General features: G+C 70.4%; 16 protein-coding genes. 11 read left to right on the top strand and 5 right to left on the bottom strand.

Annotated elements, in window-relative coordinates; translation table 11 throughout:
* Positions 1-7: 7 nt before the first annotated feature.
* A complete protein-coding gene (locus ACWDRB_RS21925) occupies positions 8-2611 on the bottom strand; it encodes a M4 family metallopeptidase (protein ID WP_449896338.1) in 2604 nt (867 codons plus the stop codon).
* Between the two features lie 290 nt (positions 2612-2901).
* On the opposite strand from ACWDRB_RS21925, the gene ACWDRB_RS21920 reads away from it, so the two are divergent.
* A complete protein-coding gene (locus ACWDRB_RS21920; protein ID WP_449896336.1) occupies positions 2902-5784 on the top strand; it encodes a choice-of-anchor L domain-containing protein in 2883 nt (960 codons plus the stop codon).
* A 101-nt stretch (positions 5785-5885) separates the two neighbouring features.
* On the opposite strand, the gene ACWDRB_RS21915 is transcribed toward ACWDRB_RS21920, so the two are convergent.
* Positions 5886-6872, bottom strand: coding sequence for a polyprenyl synthetase family protein (locus tag ACWDRB_RS21915; RefSeq protein WP_449896332.1), 987 nt, complete (start codon positions 6870-6872; stop codon positions 5886-5888).
* A gap of 499 nt (positions 6873-7371) precedes the next feature.
* Between ACWDRB_RS21915 and ACWDRB_RS21910 the strand changes: the two genes are divergently transcribed.
* The 3 genes from ACWDRB_RS21910 to ACWDRB_RS21900 all read left to right on the top strand — a co-directional run bounded on the left by ACWDRB_RS21910 (position 7372) and on the right by ACWDRB_RS21900 (position 10228).
* Positions 7372-8133: a phosphotransferase gene (locus tag ACWDRB_RS21910; protein ID WP_449896330.1), complete on the top strand. Its 762-nt coding sequence runs from the start codon at positions 7372-7374 to the stop codon at positions 8131-8133.
* A gap of 193 nt (positions 8134-8326) precedes the next feature.
* Complete coding sequence (locus ACWDRB_RS21905) at positions 8327-9445, top strand: HesA/MoeB/ThiF family protein (RefSeq protein WP_449896328.1); 1119 nt, start codon at positions 8327-8329, stop codon at positions 9443-9445.
* 54 nt (positions 9446-9499) lie between these two features.
* Entirely contained in the window at positions 9500-10228 is a 729-nt protein-coding gene (locus ACWDRB_RS21900; protein WP_449896326.1) for an NAD-dependent epimerase/dehydratase family protein, read from the top strand.
* 6 nt (positions 10229-10234) lie between these two features.
* On the opposite strand, the gene ACWDRB_RS21895 is transcribed toward ACWDRB_RS21900, so the two are convergent.
* Together ACWDRB_RS21895 and ACWDRB_RS21890 are read right to left on the bottom strand one after the other, a co-directional pair.
* Positions 10235-11986 carry an ABC transporter ATP-binding protein gene (locus ACWDRB_RS21895; RefSeq protein ID WP_449896324.1) on the bottom strand — a complete coding sequence of 584 codons (1752 nt, stop codon included), beginning with the start codon at positions 11984-11986 and terminating at the stop codon, positions 10235-10237.
* On the bottom strand, positions 11983-13761 hold the full coding sequence (locus ACWDRB_RS21890; protein ID WP_449896322.1) for an ABC transporter ATP-binding protein: 1779 nt from the start codon (positions 13759-13761) through the stop codon (positions 11983-11985). The genes ACWDRB_RS21895 and ACWDRB_RS21890 overlap by 4 nt, the downstream gene beginning before the upstream one ends.
* Positions 13762-14061: 300 nt before the next feature.
* On the opposite strand from ACWDRB_RS21890, the gene ACWDRB_RS21885 reads away from it, so the two are divergent.
* The 7 genes from ACWDRB_RS21885 to ACWDRB_RS21855 are packed head-to-tail and all read left to right on the top strand — an operon-like array spanning position 14062 to position 21766.
* The gene (locus ACWDRB_RS21885) at positions 14062-15795 is read left to right on the top strand and encodes a condensation domain-containing protein (RefSeq protein ID WP_449896320.1); all 1734 of its coding nucleotides are present in this window, start codon (positions 14062-14064) and stop codon (positions 15793-15795) included.
* Positions 15792-17255, top strand: coding sequence for an AMP-binding protein (locus ACWDRB_RS21880; protein WP_449896318.1), 1464 nt, complete (start codon positions 15792-15794; stop codon positions 17253-17255). Before ACWDRB_RS21885 ends, ACWDRB_RS21880 begins: the two co-directional genes overlap by 4 nt.
* Complete coding sequence (locus tag ACWDRB_RS21875; RefSeq protein ID WP_449896316.1) at positions 17245-18264, top strand: MupA/Atu3671 family FMN-dependent luciferase-like monooxygenase; 1020 nt, start codon at positions 17245-17247, stop codon at positions 18262-18264. The genes ACWDRB_RS21880 and ACWDRB_RS21875 overlap by 11 nt, the downstream gene beginning before the upstream one ends.
* Entirely contained in the window at positions 18264-19232 is a 969-nt protein-coding gene (locus ACWDRB_RS21870) for a phosphotransferase family protein (protein ID WP_449896314.1), read from the top strand. Before ACWDRB_RS21875 ends, ACWDRB_RS21870 begins: the two co-directional genes overlap by 1 nt.
* Positions 19233-19245: 13 nt before the next feature.
* On the top strand, positions 19246-20445 hold the full coding sequence (locus ACWDRB_RS21865) for a radical SAM protein (protein WP_449896312.1): 1200 nt from the start codon (positions 19246-19248) through the stop codon (positions 20443-20445).
* Between the two features lie 5 nt (positions 20446-20450).
* Entirely contained in the window at positions 20451-20708 is a 258-nt protein-coding gene (locus ACWDRB_RS21860; protein ID WP_355199297.1) for an acyl carrier protein, read from the top strand.
* Entirely contained in the window at positions 20705-21766 is a 1062-nt protein-coding gene (locus ACWDRB_RS21855; RefSeq protein WP_449896310.1) for a hypothetical protein, read from the top strand. Before ACWDRB_RS21860 ends, ACWDRB_RS21855 begins: the two co-directional genes overlap by 4 nt.
* Before the next feature lie 37 nt (positions 21767-21803).
* On the opposite strand, the gene ACWDRB_RS21850 is transcribed toward ACWDRB_RS21855, so the two are convergent.
* A partial coding sequence (locus ACWDRB_RS21850; protein WP_449896308.1) for a hypothetical protein occupies positions 21804-22087 on the bottom strand: 284 nt, incomplete at its 5' end.

The raw sequence follows: 22087 nt of genomic DNA, 5'->3' as shown, positions 1-22087 counted from the left end.
TGTTTCCTTAGTCGAAGAGTGATTCGAGGTAGGCGTACGCCTCGTTGACCGACATGCCGACCATCGACTGGATGTTGGCGTACTCGAGTTCCGAGCGGGCCAGAGCCGTCCAGGTGCCGTCGCTGCCCGCGTCGATGTCAGCCTCGAGGTAGGCGTCGACCAGTGCGTTGATCTCGTCGATCTGCCCCTGCGTGACGGTCGTCAGGTCGCCCTGCGGCGTGTTGACCGTGCGGAAGGCCGGTTCCATGCTCTGCATGAGATGCGCGGTCTGCCTGCGGAGCGTGTCGCTGGTGGTGAGGAGTTCCATGGCCCGGCTGTTGGCTCGCGCGTACAGCTGCGCGTAGTGCATGACGGCGCCGGACTCGGCGTTCTCGAAGATGTCGCGGACGCGCAGCAGGCCGGCCACGGTCGCGTCGGTGCCGGCGCCGTCGGGGTCCAGCGCCTCCAGGCCGACGCCGGTCAGCGACTCGTCGGCGAAGCACATGCACTCCTGGCGCGGCGACTCGTAGTTGCCGTCGATCCCGACCGCGCCGAAGGCACGCCAGGCCTCCAGCATCTCGGGCGAGTTCTTGCCGTACAGGTCCGAGGCCGCCTGGATGGCGCCGGCGCGCGTGTCAGAGAAGCGCGAGCGCGGGCCGAGCTGGGTGGTGAGGTCGCGGTAGGCGATCTCCTGGGTCTTCTCGATGCCGATGCGGGTGGCCAGGATGTACCAGGCGTGGCTGGGGATCAGGCTGTTGAAGTGGACCCAGCCGCCGTCTGCGCAGCCCAGCCAGTACTTGCTGTAGTGGTCGGGGTGCGGCTTGCCGTCATAGCTGAGCGCGCTGGGGTTGGCCAGGTCGCGGATGACGCCGAGCGAGCTGCCCTCGCCCGCCTTCCAGTTGGTGCTGCCCTTGACCTTGTACTCGGTGAAGGCCGCGAAGACGTCGGAGAAGCTCTCGTGGAGCGAGCCGCCCTGGAAGAAGGAGAACAGGCCGGCGCTGGAGTGGGTGACGCCGTGCTGCCACTCGTGGGAGACGATGGTGAGCGTGGCGGTGCCCTCGCCGAACATGGTCTCGCCGGTCAGCGGGTCGAAGAAGGCGTTCTTGACCGGCTGGTGGTTGCGGTCGTTGGAGTAGCGGGCGTAGGAGTTCATCCTGGCGCCCTCGCCGTCCCAGCTGTCGCGGCCGAAGGTGCTCGCCAGGTAGTCGTAGAAGCGGCCGCTGTGGTCGTAGACGGCGTTGACGTCGGGCTCGGACACCGGGCCCTCGCCCTCGGTCCTGGCCGGGCCGCCGCTGGGACGCGGGTTGTTGTTCAGGTCCCAGACGCTGCGGTTCTTGTACTCCAGGTGGCCGGGCTCGAACTTGACGATCCGCCCGGTGCTGAGCGCGTCGACGTAGAAGACCGTCGCACGGCCGTCGTCGGCGGCCATCGGCACCCGCCAGACCAGCGTGGCCGCCACCGGTTTGCCGGGGTCCGGCTCGTCGGGCAGCAGCAGGAGCTCGGGCGCCGCGCCCGCCTTCGCGCCCGGCATGGCCCGGCCGGCGGCGGTCACGGCGGATCCGGCGTCGAGGGTCGGCTTGGTGCCGGTGGGGGCCAGGTCGGGGATGAAGTTGTTGGTCAGGCTGAGCACGGTCTTGCCCTTGGCGTCGCGGTGGACGCCCACCCGGGCGCCGTACACGGGCACGCCGTCGACCTGCTGCTGGAACCAGTCGTGCTTGAGTCCCAGCGGGTCCTTGGGCCTGGCGGGCAGCTCCGTGAGCTGGGCGACGGGGTCCTTGGACGCCAGGAGCCCGGCGTTGGCGCGCAGCCAGCTCTTGACGTCCTTGCCGGCGGGGCTCTGCAGGCTCAGCATCGTGGGCACGCCCAGCCAGGGGTCCTTGGCCATGGTGACGCCGGTGTCGGCGGCGATCTTCGCTCCGTCGGAGGCGTTGGAGACCCCCACCTTGGCGAGCGCCTCGGTCACGCCCGGACGGAAGTAGCCGACCGGAGCGGGCTCGGGCGGGCCCGCGGCCGCCATGGTCACCGGCAGCTCGGTCTTGGCCTTGGCCGGAGGGGCGGCGACCGCGGAACCGGAGACGGAGAGCTGCGCGAGCAGCAGGACGGCCGCGCCGGCAGCCACGACCTTCACGCGGCGCGCCGCCTGGCCGGCCAGCCCCACGGCGAAGCACCAGGCCAGGGCCAGCACGAACGCGATCGGCCAGGGCGTGCTGACGGCCGCGAGCTCGCCGGGCGCCACCAGGGCGGTGACCGTGGCCGTGGTGGTGATCACGGCGGCGTACCCGACCGAGGCGGCGAGCAGCCGGGCCCTGCCCCGGGTGAGCAGGCCGGCCGTCAGCCCGGCCGCCACGGGCCCGAGCGCGAGCAGCACCATCGGCGAGCCCTGGAGCAGGAAGCGCAGCGGCCAGATCCGGCCGCCGGAGGAGAGCGTGGCCGACCACCAGTCCACCGGCCCGCCGGTGGCGGCGGCCGCCGCGGTGGTGACCCCGTTCACGCTCCTGGCCAGGAAACTCCCGACCAGTCCTTCCGCGCCGCTCACGAGCAGCGCCAGCATCCCCCAGGTCACCGCGACGCAGGCCGCGGCTGCGAGCCCACCCGCCCATAAGGCACGGAAAACGTTTTTGGCCAAGCGCATGGCATGCTCCACACAGGTGCGGGGGGTAACGGGAAGGGTGCGGACCGCCAGCACACAGGCATGCGTAGACCAGTGCTCACGGGGGCTGTAGGGAGGCCAGGGGATTGATCACCTGGAGTATTGAGCCTCCTTCATGTTCCGTCAATATCCATTTTTCGGACTTGACCGCGTACGTGTTGATGTATACGTTTTCTCCGCTTTGATCTTGGTGTCGCTGGTCCCGGCCCGCCGTGACACGAACGCCCGGAGCGAAGTCCGTTCTCACGGCCCGACCCAGCCTGGAGCAGCCGATGCGCCGCAGGTTCTTATTGGTCATGCTCGCCGTCGCGATGGCAGGGACCGGAATGACCGCCCCTGCCCCCGCCCTCGCCGATCCCGTCAGTCCCTCCCCCACCCCGTCCGCCGCCTTGTCCAGCGCCCCCTCCACTGGCGCCCCCTCCTCCGAGCGCCACACAATCTCCGTCGGCAGGCCCACCGACCGCAAGACCGCCCGCGAGCGCGCCGCCAAGGCGCGCGAGGCCCGGAAGACCCGCTCCGCCGACGTCACCACGCTGGACGTCGACGCGGGCAGCGTGACCCCGGTGGACACCGGCGCCGACGGCGCCAGGGCGCTGGCCGGCGCCCTGGTCGGCGACAGCAGCCTGGTCACGGCCTCCTACGTCACCACCCCGCCCGCCACCGGGACCAACGGCCTGGGCACCGGCATCGGCGGCCTCTCCGGCACCGGCGCCCTGCTGACCACGGGCGACGCCACCCTCGCGCCGCAGGCCAACCAGTTCCACTCCGACGGGCGCGACTCGGGCGGCGGCAAGGTCCGCGGCGACAGCGCCTACGACGTCACCGTGCTCCGGGTCGACCTGGACGTCCCGTCCTGGGCCAAGTGCATGACCTTCGAGGTCAAGTACTTCAGCGAGGAGTTCCCCGAGTTCGTCAGGTCCGCCTACAACGACGGCTTCGTCGCCGAGCTGGACCGCACCACCTGGACCACCAACGAGTCGACCATCCTGGCGCCGGACAACTTCGCCTTCGACCCCTCCGGCAACGTCATCTCCACCAACACGACCGGCCTGCTGGCCATGACCGCCTCGGCCTCGGCCGGGACGACGTACGACGGGGCCACGCCGCTGATGAAGGCCTCCACCCCCATCACCGGCGGGTCGCACAAGCTCTACCTGTCGATCTTCGACCAGCACGACGCGGTCTACGACTCGGCCGCGCTGGTGCGCAAGCTCACCTACACCCAGGACGAGCCGGCCGAGTGCGGCACCGGCGCCAAGCCCGTCACCAAGCCGGTAATCTTCGTGCCGGGCATCATGGGGTCCAAGCTGAGGGACGCGAGCACCGAGTACTGGCCGGGCACCCTGACCAAGCTGCTCAGCCTGAGCGACTCGCACCTCGACAACATCATGCTGAACGACGACGGGGAGACCGACGCCAAGGGCAACGGCGTCTACGCCCCCGAGGTCATCATGAAGATCCTCAACATCAAGTCCATCTACGCGGGCACCGTCAGCCACCTGCAGAACGCCGGCTACGTGCTGGGCGACATCGAGAACCCGCAGCCGGGCGAGAACCTCTTCCTCAACCCCGTGGACTGGCGCAAGTCGTCGGACCACAACGCGGACCAGCTGCTGGACCGGATCGAGTCGGTCCTGCAGGCCACCGGCGCCGACCGGGTCAACATCATCGCCCACTCCCAGGGCGGGCTGGTGACGCTGGCCGCCACGCGCATGCAGCGCTCGGTCGGCAAGATCAACCGGATCTCCACCATCGCCACGCCGTACCTGGGCGCCGCGAAGGCGCTGGGCGTCATGCACTACAAGACGCCCTGCGTGATCGACCTGACCGCCGGCCGCTGCCTGCTCAACAGGAACCAGGCCGCGAAGATCACCAAGAACTTCCCCGGCTTCCTGGAGCTCCTGCCTTCCGACAACTACCACACCGTGGTCGAGCCGCCGGTCAACCGCGTACCGGGCGGCCCGCTCACCCCCGACCAGGTGCGTGACATGCTCAGCGACAAGAACCTGGCGCTGATCGACAAGGCCCGCGCCTGGCACCGGGCGTCCGACGCCTGGAACCCCGCCGAGTCCAGGGTCGGCCTGACCCGCCTGGTGGGCACCGGCGTGACCACCCCGGTGAGCTTCGACGAGTTCCCCGAGGCGCACTGCAACGAGAAGAAGGGCTGGTGGGACGGCTGCGTCAACGGCACCGGCGTCATGATCAACTGGAGTGACCTCGGTGACGGCACCGTGCCGCTCGGCTCGGCCCGGCTCACCGCGGGGCTGCGTGGCAACTCCGTGGTCCAGCCCGCCTACTCCGGCATCGGCCACGTCGAACTGCCCAACGAGTCGCAGGTCGTCTACGACGCCGTCAACGCCATCCAGGGCGAAGGACCCGCCACGGCCGCCCTCGCGGCACAGCAGGACGACAGCGTCCAGGCGGCCGCCGCCGGCGGGCTCACGGGCACCGAAGTGGAGATCAGAGGCCCGGTCAACCTGCTGCTCACCGACGCGGGCGGGCTGCGCACCGGGTTCACCGACCCGGCGACCGAGGTCGAGCTGGAGGACATCCCCGGCAGCTCCTACGCCGCGGGCGTCGGCCCGTACAAGCGCATCTCCGCCTTCCTCCGCCAGGGCAGGGCCGCGGCCACGATCACCTCGACGGACTTCGGCTACGTCTACCTCCGGCTGCGCACGTACGAGAACGGCGTCATCACCTCGACCATCCCGTACGAGCCCATCCTCATCGGGCCGAACGACCACATCACCCTCAACGGCGGCGGCGTCACGGTCCCCGCGACCCGCGTCTCCGTCACGCCGTGCGACTCGGGCTGCCCGGCCCAGGACCCGCTGCCCACGGTGACCGGTTCGGCGGCGGACGACGAGACCCCGCCCGACACCGACGTCACGCTCGGGTACGACGAGTACGACGGCAGGAAGCGGGTGCACGTCGACGCCTCCGCGACCGATGCCGGCGGGTCGGGCGTGGGGCGGATCGAGTGGGCCATCGTGTCCAGCGATCCGGACGACACCCCGCAGTACTCCACGTACGGCCTGCCGTTCTACTGGATGAAGCCCACCGGCTCCACCGGGACCTGGACGCTCCACCTGCGGAGCATCGACAAGGCGGGCAACATCGACGGCTCGTACGTGAAGATCCCGCTCAACCTCTGACCGGGACCCCCGGGACGCTGACCCGGCCCGCGGCGACGGTCCCGGGTCAGCGTCCGCGCATCCGGCCCGGCGCGTCCCGGGTCGGTGTTCGCGGGTTCCTGTCAGGCCGCGCGGGAGGACACCAGCTCGCACAGGGCCTCCAGGACCTGCTTGGCCGGGCAGTCACGGAGCCGCCCGGCGGCCGAGCGCGCCTCGGCCGCGTACCTGGCCGCCTCCGACCCGGCGGCGGCCAGACCCGCCGACGAGCGCAACAGCTCCAGCGCCTCGGCGTGCAGCTCGGCGTCCTGGAGCGGGCCGGCGGACAGGAGCTCGCCGAGCCGCCCGCCCTCGCGCAGGGCCAGCAGGGCGGGCAGGGTCAGCACGCCGGCGCGCAGGTCGGTCCCCGCCGCCTTGCCCGCCCTGTCCGCGCCGGAGACGATGTCGATCAGGTCGTCGGACAGCTGGAAGGCCACACCGAGCGCTTCGCCGTACTCCCCCAGCGCCGCGACCGTGCCGGCGTCGGCGCCCGCGCAGATGCCGCCCAGCCGTACGGACAGCGCGATGAGGGAGGCGGACTTGTCGCGTACCACCTCCAGGTGGTGCGCGACGGGATCCTGGCCGGGACGCGGGCCCGCCACCTCCCTGATCTGCCCCATCACCAGCCGCTCGAACGCCTCCGCCTGAGCGCGGCGCGCCTGCTCGTCCAGGCCCAGGCTGAGCGTGGCGGCGCGGGCGACCAGGTGGTCGCCGGCCAGAATCGCGATCTTGTTGTTCCAGCGGGTGTGCGCGCTGGGCACCCCGTGGCGCAGCGGCGCCTCGTCCATCACGTCGTCGTGGTACAGCGAGGCGGCATGGACGAGCTCGACGACCGCGGCCGCGTCCAGCACCGAGTCGCGCTCCGGGTCGCCGAACTGGGCGCCCAGCAGCACCAGGAGCGGGCGCCACCGCTTGCCGCCCGCGCCCAGGAGGTAGCCGGCGGTCTGGCCCACCAGGGGGTCGGGCGATTCCGCGGCTGCCACGTGCAGCCTGGCCTCCACTTCGGCCATGCTCTTGCGCAGGTGTTCCGCCAGGTCAGGGTCGGTTAACTTCAGCTGCTCGATAGCCGACATATCCGCCTTCTCCGTGATATTTCATGATCCGGCAGACTCTAACTCTGAGATCCGCACCACGGGGAGATGTCGTAGTCGGCGTCGAGCTCCGTCCCGCCGAGCCGCTACACGTTCCCGAACAACGCGAACATGAAGGAGCCGGTGGAGCCGAGCAGCAGACAGACCGCGCCAAGGGCCGCGCCCGCCGCAACCGCGAAGATCCGCGTGTCACGAGGCCGCCCTGCCGTGACGGCTCCCCCGACGGCGCCGGACCGGCGGGTGCGCTGATCGAGGGGGGGACGTCATAGCGCCGATGATCGCATGTCATCGCGCCCTTCACGGGATCATGGACAGCCTCGGGCGAGAAAATTAGGGTGGAGATCGCTGGCCGACACATGGCTGACCCCGGGGACCGGTGACATGCGGATTTTGCGGCAGATCTGGCCGGCCGTTCCCAGCCGTCACCCCCGCCCGAACACCGTACGCGCACTCGCCGCCGAGCTAGGGACCCGGGACGGCCATGGCCGCTGACCGGCTCATGGGCGGCAACGACCAGGCCGTGGTGCGGATCGGCGCCACGGTGCGAAGGCCGGTGCGCGCGTGGTCGGCGTCGGTTCACGAGCTCCTGCGGCACCTGGAGTGCAAGGGGTTCGGCGGCGCTCCCCGCGTCCTGGGCGTGGACGCGGAGGGCCGGGAGATCCTCACCTACCTGGCGGGCGAGATCGCCGGCGCGCCGCCGTGGCCCGCGTGGGCGTGGAGCGAGGACGCGCTGGTCCAGGTGGCCCGCTGGCTGCGCGACTACCACGAGGCCGTGGCCGACTACGTGCCCGCTCCCACGGCGCGCTGGCGGCTCGGCGGGTCCTGGACACCGGGAACGGTCATCGCGCACAACGACGCCGGGCCGTTCAACGCCGCGTGGCACGAGGGCAGGCTGACCGGCTTCTTCGACTGGGACTTCGCCGGGCCGGTCACACCGGACTCGGACGTGGCGTGGGTGGCCATCGCCTGGGTGCCGCTGTACGCCCGGCGCGCGGCGACGGCCGACGGATTCCGCGACGAGGCCGCCCGGCCGGAGCGGCTGCGCCTGTTCCTCGAGGAGTACGGCTGGCGCGGCGGCCCCGAGGAGATCGTCCGCGAGGCGCAGGCGCGCCTGCGCGTGCGGGCCGGCCAGATACGCAGATATGGCCGCGGCCCCGACGAGCTTTACGTCCAGCTGTACGAAGGCGGCGTCGCCGACGACCTCGACCAGGCGATTCAGGAGTTGTCCGAGTTTCCCTTGTAAAAAATTCTGGCATGGAGAGAATGCAGTGAAGGAATCCGTCCGGACGTAAGGTGGGGCCATGCGAAGACGTCCTGTCATGGTGAAGCTCGAAGAGACGAGCATGCGCGTCGGCGCCGTCACCGCGTCGAATTCCGCCGGCAACTGACAGCGTGCGGGTGAGGTGTTTTCACCTCACCCGCACTCGGAGGAACACGTGACGGATTGGCGCCCTCGCCTGCGGGAAAGCGTGATCGTCCAGACCGAGGGCGACGAACTGCTCTTCCTCTGCACGGCGGACAGAACGGTGAAGAGATTCGCCGCCGACGCCTTTGTGAAACGGGTGATAACACTTCTGGACGGCACTCGCACATATGCCGAGATCGAGCGGTCCGTCGGTGACTCGCAGCCGCTCGGCGAGGTGCTGCAAATCCTCACGGAAGAGAGACTGCTGAGCCGGGTCGGCCACCTCGAGGGGTCGTTCGCGCGGCTCGGCGACGATCGCGCCCAATTCTACGACCGCCAATTGCGGCTGCTCCAGGATTTCTGTGACCAGGGCCTCACCGACCTTTCCAGCGGCGTGCAGTTGCAGGAGCGCGTCGACCGCTCGACCGCGGTGGTGTGCGGGGTCGGCGGGCTCGGCGGCTGGGTCGCGCTCTCCCTGGCGAACGCGGGCGTCGGCACCATCCGCTTGTGCGACTTCGACCGGGTCGAGCCGTCGAACCTGACCCGGCAGACCCTGTTCTGCGTCGCCGACGTGGGAGCGCCCAAGGTCGAGGCGGCCGCGGCCAGGCTGCGGGCCGCCAATCCCTTCGTCACGGTCGAGACGTTCGACCGGCGCGTCACCTCCGCCGCCGACCTCGCCGACCTGGTGGACGGCGCGGACATCGTGATCAACGCGATCGACCTGCCCACGCCCAACGACACGTCCACCTGGGTCAGCGAGGCCTGCTGGCCGGACGTGCCGCACATCCTGGGCACCGGGTACGCGTACCACATCGGGGTGCTCGGCACGACGGTCCTGCCCGGGGAGACCGCGTGCTGGACCTGCGTCCGCGCCGAGACCTTCGCCGACCACGGGCGCGGCCGGATGGAGTCGCTGGTCGGCAAGAGGCAGAAGGCGGGCGCCATCGGGGCGCTGTGCGGGCTGGTCGGCACGATTCTGGCCTGGGAGGCGATCCGGGTCCTGACGGGGTTGCCCCCGGCGCTGAGCGGGCGGTGGAGCGAGGTGGACTTCTGGCCGCTGGAGATCCGCTCGCGGCCCATCCCGAAGCGGCCCGACTGCCCGAACTGCGGAGAACGGCTCTCTGACGGAAAACGGGAAACAACACCGTGAATCCAGGTCGGGAAACCTCGCCGAATGCCTTTCTTCATACGAGAATAGATTTCCATGGAGGTCGTCGGCGACGGAATGATTGCCCGGGCGTTCGTCAATTCACCGATGCAGATGGATGGCACGGTGGTGTTCGCCGCCGGGGTGTCGCGGTCGACCACCACCGAAGCGACGGAGTTTCACCGGGAAGCCGCTCTGCTCCATGAGGCGATGGGCGACGCCCGCCGGCTCCTCTATTTCTCCACGGCGTCGGCACATCTCTACGGGAACGGCGACGGATCGCCGTGTTCGGAAGAGGACCCGGTGCATCCCACCACCGCGTACGGGCGCCACAAGGTGGAGATGGAGAAAGCGATACGGGCGTCCGGGGTGGACCATCTCATCCTCCGGGTGACGGAGGTCGTCGGGCCGCACCAACGGCGGCATCAGCTGCTTCCCGCACTGGTTTCCCAGGTCAACGACGGCGTGGTGACCGTCTACCGGGGCGCGCGCCGCGATCTCATCGACGTCGCGGACCTCGTGACCATCGCCGCCGAACTCCTCTCCGGCGACCTCCGTCACGCGACGGTCAATATCGCCTCGGGCCATCCGGTGACCGCCGAGGAAATCGTCTCCTATCTGACGACATTGTCCGGCCGGGCCGTCACCAAGGTCTATGTGGACACCCCGGCCAACGACTACAACGTCTCGACGAAGAGAATGGCTCAGCACGCGCCGTCCACGGCCCGGATGGGTTTCTCGCCGACCTACTATCGAAGCGTCATCGACCGCTATTACCGTTTCTGAAGAAGCTCAGGCGTGCGCGGCGGCGTGAATGCCGTAGAGGTCCGCGTACATGCCGTTCCGAGTGAGCAGTTCGTCATGTCTACCGCACTCCACCAGCTTTCCCGCCGCCATCACCAGAATGAGGTCGGCGTCGGCCACGGTGGAGAAACGGTGGGAGACGATGACGCTGATCGCCCCGTTCAAGGCCGCGAGTTCGCGGGAACGCCGCGCGTAGCGGCCGAAGATGGCGTGCTCGCTCGGTGCGTCCAGGGAGGCGGTGGGCTCGTCCAGGACGAACAGCAGGGGCCGGACCCGGGCGCCGGAGCGGGCGAGCGCCACCTTCTGCCACTGGCCCTCCGACAGCTCGATCCCGCCGAAGCGGCGGCCGAGCTCGGTGGCGGGGCCGTCGGGCAGGCGGGAGACCAGCGATTCGGCGTCGGCGTCGCGCACCGTGGAGTTCAGATCGCCTCGGCCGCCCATCAGGACGGAGTCCTCGAAGGTGGTGCAGTAGCGGCCGAAGTCCTGGAAGGCGGCGCTCATCGAGGCCCGCCAGCCGGCGGTGTCCAGGGCCGACAGCTCCACGTCGTCGACGAGGATGCTGCCCGAGTCGGGGGCGTACATCTTCGCCAGGAGCTTGACCAGCGTGGTCTTGCCTGAACCGTACTCGCCGACCACCGCGACCACCGCTCCGGCGGGCAGGTGCACGGACAGGTCCTCGAGGACGGGCTCGGTGGTCCCGGGGTAGGTGAAGGACACGTTCCGCAGCTCGATCCCGCGCCGCAGCCGGACGGGCGGGACCGCGTCGGCGGTGTCGCGGTGCGTCCGGGCGTACTCCATGAGCCACAGGTAGGGCCGCAGCAGCCGGCGGTACCCGCCGACCTGCATGGATCGGTGCAGCGCGTGCTCGACCACGTTGCGGAACTGGACGCCCATGGACACGGCCAGGATGATGTCCCCCGGGTGGCCCGCCGCGGTGACCAGGAAGATCGCCAGGGTGAAACCGGCGCCGAAGACCAGCCAGCCCGCCGACGACCAGCCGGCGGCGACCAGGGCGGCGCGGGCGCGTGAGCGCGTCACCCGGTCCCAGGCTTCGGCCTGCAGCTTGAGCGCCTCCGCCGCGGCGCCGTAGACGCGCAGCTCCTTCAGCGCGGCCGGGTTCACGCAGATGTCGTCGTACAGGTCCCGGTGGAGGCGCAGGTCCTCGGCCGACTCCAGGTCCTCTTCGGCGATCTTCTTGCGGCCGTGCCGTTCCATGGCCAGCTGTACGGCGGCGCACGGCAGCAGCGCGAGCAGCCAGGGGTTCACGCCGCCCAGCACCGCGAGCGCCACCAGCAGTCCGATCGTGGCGGCGACGGCCTGAAGGACCGCCCACGCCCAGTCCACCACCGCGCCGGACTGGCCGCGCAACGTGGTGACCCGGTCCAGGAACTCGGGCTCCTCCAGATGTCCCACCTGTGGCAGTTCGGCGCAGGCGCGCAGGATCCGGGGCTCCACCTCGGTCAGGCTGATCCGCTCCACCAGGTGGATGGTCCGCAGGTAGGCGATGTGCTCGACGCCGAGGTTGAGGGTGAGCACCAGCGCGGCGCCCAGCGCCGCCACGCCTATCGCGGTGGCGGTGCCCGCCTGGGTGGCCTCCACCAGCGCGCGCAGCGTGAGCCCCACCGCCGCGAACATGACCGTCGAGGCCACGTGCCAGCCGATCAGGAAGGCCGTCGCCCCGGGATGGCGCTGCCGGCACAGCACGATCAGCTCACGCCACAGGCGCGCGTACTCCCTCACGCGAGATCTCCTTCGTCCAGCCGGTCGTCGTATCCCTGGCTGAAGCGCTGGGCTTGAAGCGCGTACATGGTGGCGTACTGCCCGCCCTCGGCCATGAGCTGCTCGTGCGTCCCGGACTCGGTGATCCGGCCGCCGTCGAGCAGCACGATCCGGTCCGCCTGCCGTACCGTCGAGAGGCGGTGCGAGATCAGCACCACGCTGATCCCCTCGGTGATGTCCGGCAGGCGTTGGAAGAGATCGTGCTCGGTGCGGACGTCCAGGTGGGCCGTGGGCTCGTCCAGCACCAGGATCCTGGCCCCCCGGCGGGTGGCGTAGAGCGCGCGGGCGAGCGCGACCTGCTGCCACTGGCCGCCCGACAGGTCCACCCCCGCGGTACGGCTGCGCGACAGCGGCGTGTCGTACCCGCCGGACAACCGGCTCACCACGGGGACCAGCCCGGCGTCCCGGACGACGCCGGAGAGCAGATCGGGGTCGGCGGCCCCGAGGGCGATGTTGTCGCGCAGGGAGAGGGGGTACTTCAGGAAGTCCTGGAACACCACGCTCAGCCGGGACTGCCAGTCGGGGATGTCCGCGATGTCCGTCCCGTCGGCGAGGATCCTGCCCGAGTCGGGCCGGTACAGCCCGGCCAGCAGCTTGGTCAGCGTCGACTTGCCCGCGCCGTTGAGCCCGACCAGCGCCAGCGACTCCCCCGGCCTGATCTCCAGGTCGACGCCGTTGAGCACCTGCCGGCCCGGGTAGCCGAAGCGTACGTTCTCGAAGAGCAGCAGCGGCGGCGGGCCCGCGGGGGTTTCGGCGTGCGCGCGCAGCGGGATCGGCGCGGGGTTGATCCGCTCCAGCTCACCGGCGGCCCGCCTGACCGGCCGGGCCCCTTCGAGGGAGATCACGTCGTCGGTCCTGATGGCCACGCTGAACACCGACCAGGCCGCGGTGACCACGGCCACCTCCAGCGCGATGCCGCCCTGGCCGGCCGCCGTGCCGAGGGCCACCCAGGTGAAGACCACGGTGCATCCGGCCAGCGGGAGGAGCAGCGCCAGCCACAACTGGCGCAGCACCCGCCGATCGTCCTCCCACACGGGATCCACGTGGGTGCGCATGTCACGCGTGTAGTGCCCGAGCAGCCATTCGCCCGCTCCGAAGACGCGCAGCTCCCGGCCCGCCGCCGGCGTGGTGGCGACCTCACCCCAGTACTTCCACCGCCGGTGGTACAGGACGCCCTCCACCCAGATCCGGAAATGCCGGACCCACTGGCGGCCGTGCATCATGCGGAAACACAGCGCCGGGATGACCGTCGCCGGCACCAGCCACCACGACCACCAGGCCAGCACCACCGCGGACGACGCCATCCCGACGGCATGGCCCACCAGCTCCAGCTGGCTCACGGCGCCGTCGCCCGACGTCCTGTCGACCCAGTCCCGCGGCTCCGCCGTGGTCGTCTTCACCCGGTCCTGGACGTCCTGCCTCTCGGCCACGTCCACGGTCGGCACGCCCATCACCAGGGCGGCGATCCGCGTGCGGTGCGCGCCGTCGATGCGGTCGGCCGCCAGCCGTCCCACGGGGAGCCGGAACGCCAGCGCCAGCTGCCCGGCCAGGACCACGCCGCTCATGAGCAGCACCGGCGCCAGCGCGGATCGGCCGTCCGCCGCCACCAGTTCCTGGACGGCGATCGCGATGCCCGCGGGCACCACCGCATCGATGAGAACCATCACGGTCAACGCGATGGACACCGCCGGGCCCGCGTAGCGGAAGAACCTCAGCAGGTCCAGCCTTTCTCGCATGGGCATCCCTCAGGCAAGGCCGACGAAAACTTTCCATTCCCTCGCGAAATCTTGCGCAGCGTATGTCCGATTCCGCGGGTCGGTCAATGGAGCCTTCCCGTGCGGCCGGCACCCGCTCCATGTCCTTGACAAGGCTTCCGATGGCTCTTGACGATCAAAAAATGCTCACATACGCTCCGGCTAGCTTATCGGGGGCAGTCCGAAAGTTTCGGCAGCTTGGGCTCTGCGATGGGCTGAGTGCAGAGGAACAAGGTCCTTCGGTCCACGCGAAGCACGTGTCTGCGAGGGTGATCTGCGTCGATGCCGAATGTCTTCACCGCGCTCACTCACGAGCTCACGCTGACGGAGTGCGAACCGATCGTCGTCTCCTTCCAGGGCGATCGCGCCGGTGACGGGCCCCTGACCCTCGGCCAGCTGAACATCCTGCGGTGGCTGGACGGTTTTCCCGACGCGCACGGCTGGATGCGGTGGGCGCTGGAGCTGCCCGAGGGCACCGATCTGCACGACGTCACCGAGACCTTCGCCGTTCTGCTGGCCCGTCATGAGGGGCTGCGCTCCACCTACGCGGCCGGCCCTCCCCCGGCCCAGCGGGTCGCCGCGGCGGGTGAGCTGATCATCCACCGCTTCGACGCCGGCGCCGGGCCGGTGGAGTCCGCCGCATTGGCGGCGGAGCTCGGAACCCTCCTGGACACGCGCCCGCCGTACAGTCCCAAGACGCATCCGCTGCGCGTCGCCCTGGCCACGCGCGGCGGCAAGGTCCTCGCCGGCGTCATGGACCTCTCTCATCTGACCGCGGATTTCCTCGGCCTCGCCGTCTTCGGCCGCGAGTTCGCGCACCTGGTGCGCCACCCCGCGGAGCGTGAGATCGGGCAGGCCCGTCATCAGCCACTGGACCAGGCCTGGGCCGAGCGGCGTCCGCCGTTGGAGCGCCGTACGGCGAGCGCTCTGGCGCTGTGGGAGAGCGTGCTGAACCGGGCGCCGCACCACCTCTACACGGCCGCCTCCACGGGCTCGCCGCGCGACTCGGTCGCCGCCGAACTGTGCTCGCAGGCGGCGGCGACGGCCTTGGCCGAGATAGAGGCGCGCGTCGGATCCGGCCGCCCGGCGATCGTCCTGGCCGCCATCTGCGCCGTGCTCTCCCAGCGCACCGGGCACTCCGCCGGTGACTTCCTGACGCTTTCCAGCAACCGGTACGACAGCCGTTCGGCGGACTACCTCGGGACTCTGGTGCAGTCGGCCCCCATGCGCGTGGACCTGGAATCCATGAGTTTCGACAGATGTGTCCACCAGGCGTGGCTGGCGACCGTGAAGGCGGGCAAGCACGGGATCTACGACGTCGAGAAACGCTCGCAGATCTCCGAACGAGCCGAGCACCGGCGAGGTGTCCGCTTCTGCTTCGAGCCCCTGTTCAACAATCTCGTGGTGGGCCGGCTCGACTCCCAGCCTCCGGAAGCGCCGGCCGACACCTCTCTCACCTGGACACCCATGGTGGAGACCGACGTCATGCTCAGGTTCGACCTGTTCGCCGCTGAGGAGACGCTCCGCCTGCGGCTGTGGACCGGCCACCTGGACCGGGTCCCCAGGGACGAGCTCGAACGGATCCTGCTGGCGATCGAGCACCTCCTCCTGTCGGCGGCCTCGGAGGATCTGAGCCGCCCGCGGATGGACGAGGTCACCGGGCTGGGCCCGCTTCCACGGGACGGCGACTGGCTGCTGGTCGACTCGTGCTGGATCCAGGTCGGCGAGGTGCAGCGACTCCTGGACGAGGTCCTCACGCCGCTTCCCGCCCGGGTCTTCCCCAAGGTCCGGGGCGAGCCGCTGGTGGCCTTCCTCGCCCGCGGCCCGCGGGTCCGATCCGCCGAGGAGGCGCACGCGCTCTGCATGGAGGGCCTGCGCCGCCGTCCCACCGCGATGACGCCCCGCCGCTATGTGCTCTGCGATCACGCCCCGGACGACGTGGGTGACCTGGACGCCTGGCTGGGCCGCCCCGTGGTGGCGGAAGGCGCGGGCCGTACGACAGGGCAGCCGGGATGACCGGCGTCGTCGGCCGGTGGATGCGCCACGTTCGGGCCCATCCCCAGGACATCGCGATCCACGGCAGGAGCCGGGTCGCCACCTACCACGACCTCGCGGTCCGGGCCTCGGGACACCTGGCGGAACTCGATGCCGTCCCGGGCGGCGACCCGGTGCTCATCGCGTGCGCCGATCCGGTGGAGACCGTCGCCGCGATGCTCGCGGCCATGGCCTGCGGCCGCGTGTTCGCTCCGGTGGACGTACGAACGCCGCCCGCGCGGCTGGCCATGGCCATCGACGACCTGCGGCCGGGAGCCGTCGTCGTCGACCGGGCCGGAGCTCCTGTTCTGGCCGGAACCGGCAGGAAAGGGTTCCGGACCCTGGGCGCCCGGGACGTACGAGACCAAGCGGTGGATCCGGCACGATGGGACCCCGGCGAGCCGGACGGCCCCGGCTACGTCTACTTCACCTCGGGAACCACGGGCCGGCCGAAGGGGGTCGTGGGAAGCCTCCCGGCGATCACGCACTTCGTCACCTGGGAGATCGACCTCGTGGGCGCGGGCAGGGGGACGCGCGTCTCCTCGCTCACCTCCGCCGGATTCGACGCCTTCCTGCGCGACGCCTTCGTCCCGCTGTGCTCCGGCGGGACGATGGTCGTGGCCCCGCAGAGCGCCCGCAGCGGCCAGGGGCTCGCCCACTGGCTGGAGACCAACCGCGTGCAGATCCTCCACTGCGTCCCCACGGTTTTCCGCACCCTCCGAGCGGCGGACCTGACACCCGGGTCGCTGCGCGAACTGCGCGCCGTCCTGCTGGCGGGAGAGCCGGTCCGCCCCTCCGACGTCCGCTCCTGGCAGGAGCTCTTCGGGACGGAGAAGGAGCTGATCAACCTCTACGGCCCCACCGAGACCACGATGACCAAGCTCTTCCACCGGATCACCGCCGCGGACGCGACGGCGGACTCGGTCCCCGTCGGCGAACCCCTCCCAGGTGTGACGGTGCGGCTCCTGGAGTCGGGCGAGGTCGAGCTGCGCACGCCGTTCCCGCTCCACGGCTACCTCGGAGGACGGCAGGGCGGCTTCGACCCGTCCGATCCACACCGGTTCCGGACGGGCGACCTCGGGCGGTTCCGGCCGGACGGCTCCCTGGAGCTCCTGGGCAGACGCGACCGGCAGGTCAAGGTGAACGGCGTGCGCGTCGAGCTCGACGACGTGGCGAACGTGCTCATGCGCTCCCCCGGGGTCCACGACGCCCACGTCGTCCTCGTGGATGAGAAGCTCTGCGCGTACGTGGTCGCCGATGACGGCCGCCGCCAGCAGGAGGTGCTGCGCCATCTGCGTGAGCATCTCCCGCCGGGCGTCGTTCCCACCGTGTTCGTGTGGCTCGACGAGCTGCCACGGACCTTGAGCGGGAAGGTCGACCGCCCCCGGCTGCCCCAGCCTCCGGAGAAGACCCGCGGAAGAGAAAGAGCCGATGCGTTTTAGTCTGTTCTACTTCGCCGACGACAGCACGCAACCTTCCGCCAACCGCTACGAGCTGCTCCTGGAGGGGGCACGCTACGCGGACGCGCACGGCTTCACGGCCGTGTGGACGCCGGAGCGGCACTTCCACGCGTTCGGCGGGCTCTATCCGAACTCCGCGGTGACCGGCGCGGCCGTCGCCGCGGTCACCGAACGCGTGGCCGTCCGCGCCGGCAGCGTGGTCGCCCCGCTGCATCACCCGATCCGCATCGCGGAGGACTGGGCCGTGGTCGACAACCTGTCCGGCGGGCGGGTGGGGGTGTCCTTCGCCTCCGGGTGGCACGCGGTGGACTTCGCCTTCAACCCCGACAGGTACGCCGACAGAACCCGCGTCACCGTCGAGACGCTGGAACAGGTCCGCCGCTTGTGGCGGGGGGACGAGGTGAGCGTCGTCACCGGCGTGGGCGAGGAACAGCGAGTCCGCATCTTCCCGCCACCCGTCCAGCCGGAGCTCCCGGTCTGGCTGACGAGCTCCGGCAGCGTCGAGACGTTCCGCACGGCCGGCACTCTCGGCGTCGGCGTCCTGACCAACCTGCTCAGCCAGAGCGTCGACGAGCTGGCACTCAAGATCAAGGAATACCGCGCGGGACTCGACGGCAGGCCCGGCGACGTGGTGGTGATGCTGCACACCCACCTCGGGCCGCCGACCGACGCGGTGCGGGAGGCGCTGACGGCGTACGTCCGGAGTTCGGTCGGCCTGCACCTCGGTTCGAGCGCCGGCTCGGCGCGCGACGTCGACCCCGCCGCGCTCGGTCCCAAGGGCGTCGAGTTCATGACGCGCAGGGCCGTCAAACGGTTCTTCGACGAGGCGGGCCTGCTGGGCGAGCCGGCCGTCGCGGCGGAACGGGTCCGTCGGCTGGCGGCGATCGGCGTGGACGAGATCGCCTGCCTCATCGACTTCGGTCTGGAGACGTCCGCGGTCCTCGGGAGCCTGGACCTGCTGGGCAAGCTGCTGGACAGCGGTGATCATTGATGGACGCGCACACCAAGAGGCGCCTGCCCGAGGCCGAGGTCCGAGGGCTCGTCCAGCGCACCCTCGGACGCCGCGCCGTCGCCGCGCGAGAGCTGGGAGCGGGTACGTTCGCCGCGCTGTGGCGCGTCCGGCTGGACGACGGTTCCGAGGTCGTCCTCAAGCTCAGCCCTCCCGGCGATGCCGGACTCCTCGCCTACGAGCGGGACATCATCCGGACGGAGGCGCTGTTCTACCCCCTCTCCGAGGGGGCCGGCGTCCCGCAGCCCCGGTTGCTCCACGCCTGCCTCGATGGCCCCGTACCGCATCTGATCATGACCGCGGTCGAGGGAGTCCCCTGGTCGGACGCGGCCGAGCGGCTGGCCGAGGAGGAGTCCCGGCAGTTGCGCTCCACGCTCGGGGAGTACGTCGCCGCGCTGCATCGCATCAAGGGGACGGAGTTCGGCTACCCGCATCTGCCCGGGATGAGGGCCGCCACCTGGCGGGAGGCCTTCCTGGCCATGGTCGACGGCCTCCTCGCCGACGCCGTCCTGTTCGACGCCGACCTTCCCTGGCCGGCCGGCGAGATCGCGCGTGCCGTACGGGCCGACGCCGGCGCACTCGACGAGGTGACCGAGCCCGCCCTGGTCCATTTCGACCTGTGGCCCGGCAACATCCTGCTGGATCTCGACCGCCGGCCGCCGCGCATCGCGGCGCTGATCGATCATGAACGGGCGTTCTGGGGGGATCCGCTGGCCGACTTCGTCTCCCTCGACGTGTACGGCCGCGCCGAGCACGACCCGGACCTGCTGCGGGGCTACCGGCAGGCCGGCGGGCGCCTCGAGCTCACCGGGAGCGCGCGAACCAGGCTCGCCCTCTACCGGACCTACCTCTACCTGATCATGATCATCGAGGAGAAGCCCCGGGGATTCGATGACGCCGACCGCCATGACCGCGTCGTGAAAGTGCTCCTCGAACAGCTGATCCGCTGAACCGCGCAGGGAGATGACCAAGGTGGAAAGAAAGCTGACGGAGAATCGATCCAGCAGGACGCTGACCCCGGCCGAGTTCGCCGACGTCCGGCGCAAGCTCACGGTGCGGTCGCGGACCAGGAGGGGGGTCGGAGCCGATCCCGGCTATGCGACCGACCTGCCCGGCGAGCTCAGCCTCCAGCTCACCTACTCCTGCAACCTGCGCTGCGATCACTGTTTCCAGTGGAACGACCAGGGCTTCCTGCGCGACTACAGCAGAGACCGGGTCACCGCCGAGCTGGACATCGAGGTGCTCGAACGGCTGCTCCGCGAGACGGACGCGACCAGGCCCAAGACCTGGCTGTGGGGCGGCGAGCCGCTGATGTACCGCCGCCTGCCCGAACTGGTCGAGCTCCTCCTCCGCTACCCCCGCAAGGTCAACATCTGCACGAACGGCCTGCTCATCGAGCGCAACCTGGAGCACCTGCTCAAGCTCGGCAGCAACCTCAACCTGACGGTCAGCCTCGACGGGCTCGAAGCCGACCACGAGGCGCTGCGCGGGCCCAGGTCGTTCTCCAGGACGGAACGCAACCTCAAGACCCTGCTCGACCTGCGCAGGAGCGGGGAGTACCAGGGCGAGGTCACCGTCAACTCCATGGTCAGCAACGCGACGGCGGGCCGCCTGTACGAGTTCATGGAGTGGGCCGAGGAGCTCGAACTCCACTCGGTCTTCTTCCAGCTGCCCTGGTGGATCACTCCCGAGGCCGCCGAGCGGATGGACGAGGTGTACGCGCGCGACTTCGCCTGGCTCAACCCGCCGCCCCCGCCCGGGCAGGCCACCTGGCACTCCTACACCTACCACCTCGAACCGGACAACATCCCCGTCCTGCTGGAGTCGATGAGAAGGCTCGCCGGACGCGTGTGGAAGCCCTGGATCCGCTACACGCCCGAGGTGACGCTCGACGACGTCACCGACTTCGCCCTCGGCCGCAGCCGGCTGGTCGCGGGCAAGTCCACCTGCCTGGCGGTCTCCAGCCGGTTGGAGGTGCACGCCGACGGCAAGGTCAGCTCGTGCAAGTTCTTCCCCGAGTTCATCGTCGGGGACATCAGGGACGGGACGCTGGCGGAGGTCTGGCACAGCCCCGCCTTCCGCCGGGTGCGCACCACGCTGCGCGCGACGGGCCTGATGCCCGTCTGCTCGAAGTGCTCATCGCTCTACGAAAACGGAGTGTGAACGAGATGGACGACCTCCTGCCGCAGATCAAGTCGATGCTGGCCGAGGCCCTGGGCGACGACTGGGCCGCGGAGGAGCTCGGCGACGACGCGGACATCATCCGCGAGCTGGGCATGGACTCCATCCAGTTGATCAACTTCCTGTTCATGGTCGAGGAGAGGTTCAACGTCGAGCTCGACTTCGACCGGCTGGACATCGAGGGGCTGTACTCCATCCGCGCCTTCTGCGGTTTCGTCCTGTCGCATGTCAACGCCCTGGCATGATCGCGATCCTGACGGGTGGCCCGGGGCTCGGCGCCCACGTCACCGGCCTGCTGCTCAGGCGACGGCTCAAGGAGCTCGGGGCGTCCGGCGAGGTCTTCCTGGCCGAGGCGTTCTGGCAGCCCGAACGGCGCGACAGGATCTCCGCCAGCAAGGAGGCGTACCAGCGGGACTTCCGTCTCGCCCGGGTCGGCCAGCGCCTTTTCCGCAACCTGTCGGACGCCTTCGACCCGATGCTGCTCGAATCGGCGAAGAAGCGCTGGCATGACGGCGCGGTCCACCGTTTCGTCGTCTTCAGCGGTCTCTGGCTGCCCGTCGTGGAGAGTTACGCGGAGGAGTTCGGGGCCGTACCCGTTGACGTGTGCCATGCCGACTCGGCCAACTCGCCGTCCTTCGCCCGCCGGGCCGAGTCGCTGGACAGGCATCGGGAGGTGTGGCTGTTCGACTCCGCCGGCAACGACATCCCCTGGACGATCAGGGCCACCACCGAGCCGCCGCTGCGCTGGGAGGATCGGGACAGGCGTGTCCTGGCGCACGGCGGCGGCTGGTCGATGGGCACGTACCTGGAGCGGGCCGCCGAGCTGAACGCCGCGGGCCTGCCCCTCGACCTCGTGGTGCGCGACGTCGGCGAGGCCCCCGACCTCGCTCCCGGCTCGCGTCGCTTCATGATGGATCCGTCCTGGAATCCCTGGCACGACGACGGCTTCCCGCCCTTCGGCGAGATCGTCGCCGACGCGCCCCCCGTGTACGAGCAGGCCGAGGACCATCACCAGGCGCTCGACCTGACCAGGCACGCCGTGGCGATCATGGCCAAGCTGGGCGGAGGCACGATCCTCGACGCGTTCACCGCGGCGACGCCGATCATCTGCCTGGAGGGGTACGGCGAGCACGAGGATCGTAACGTGCAGTTCTGCGTTGACCTGGGCATCGGCATCACGTTCGAGGCGTGGCGGGACACCGGCTTCTCGATGGAACCGCTCGCGCGGATGCACCGCCGCCTGCTCGACCTGCGCGACCGGCCCCGTGATTACGCGCGGGAGTTGGCGGCGGTTGCCAGCTGATCGCCGTGCTCGCTCCCCCGTCACGAGCCGCCCAGCATTACCTCGGGCAGCTCCGGGGGCCGCTGTCCTGCCCGGCGCCGACGACGGTGACCTGGCCAGGGGTTTCCGGTGCCATGGCGGCGGCCGTGCACACGATCTGGTCGATGGCCAGCGCGGGCAGTTGGCCGGGCGGGGTGGACAGGGTCACCACCAGGTGGCCGCCGGGTTCGGCGGTCATCGAGAACGGGCCGGCTTCGGGTGGGACGTCGGTGGTCAGTCCCCGGGTTCGTTCTCTCGGGGTGGGTCCGGCTGCCAGCAGCGCGAGCGTGTCGGTTGGGGACA

This window comes from Nonomuraea sp. NPDC003707, from assembly GCF_053587055.1.
This window is presented reverse-complemented; position numbering and strand designations above follow the sequence as displayed.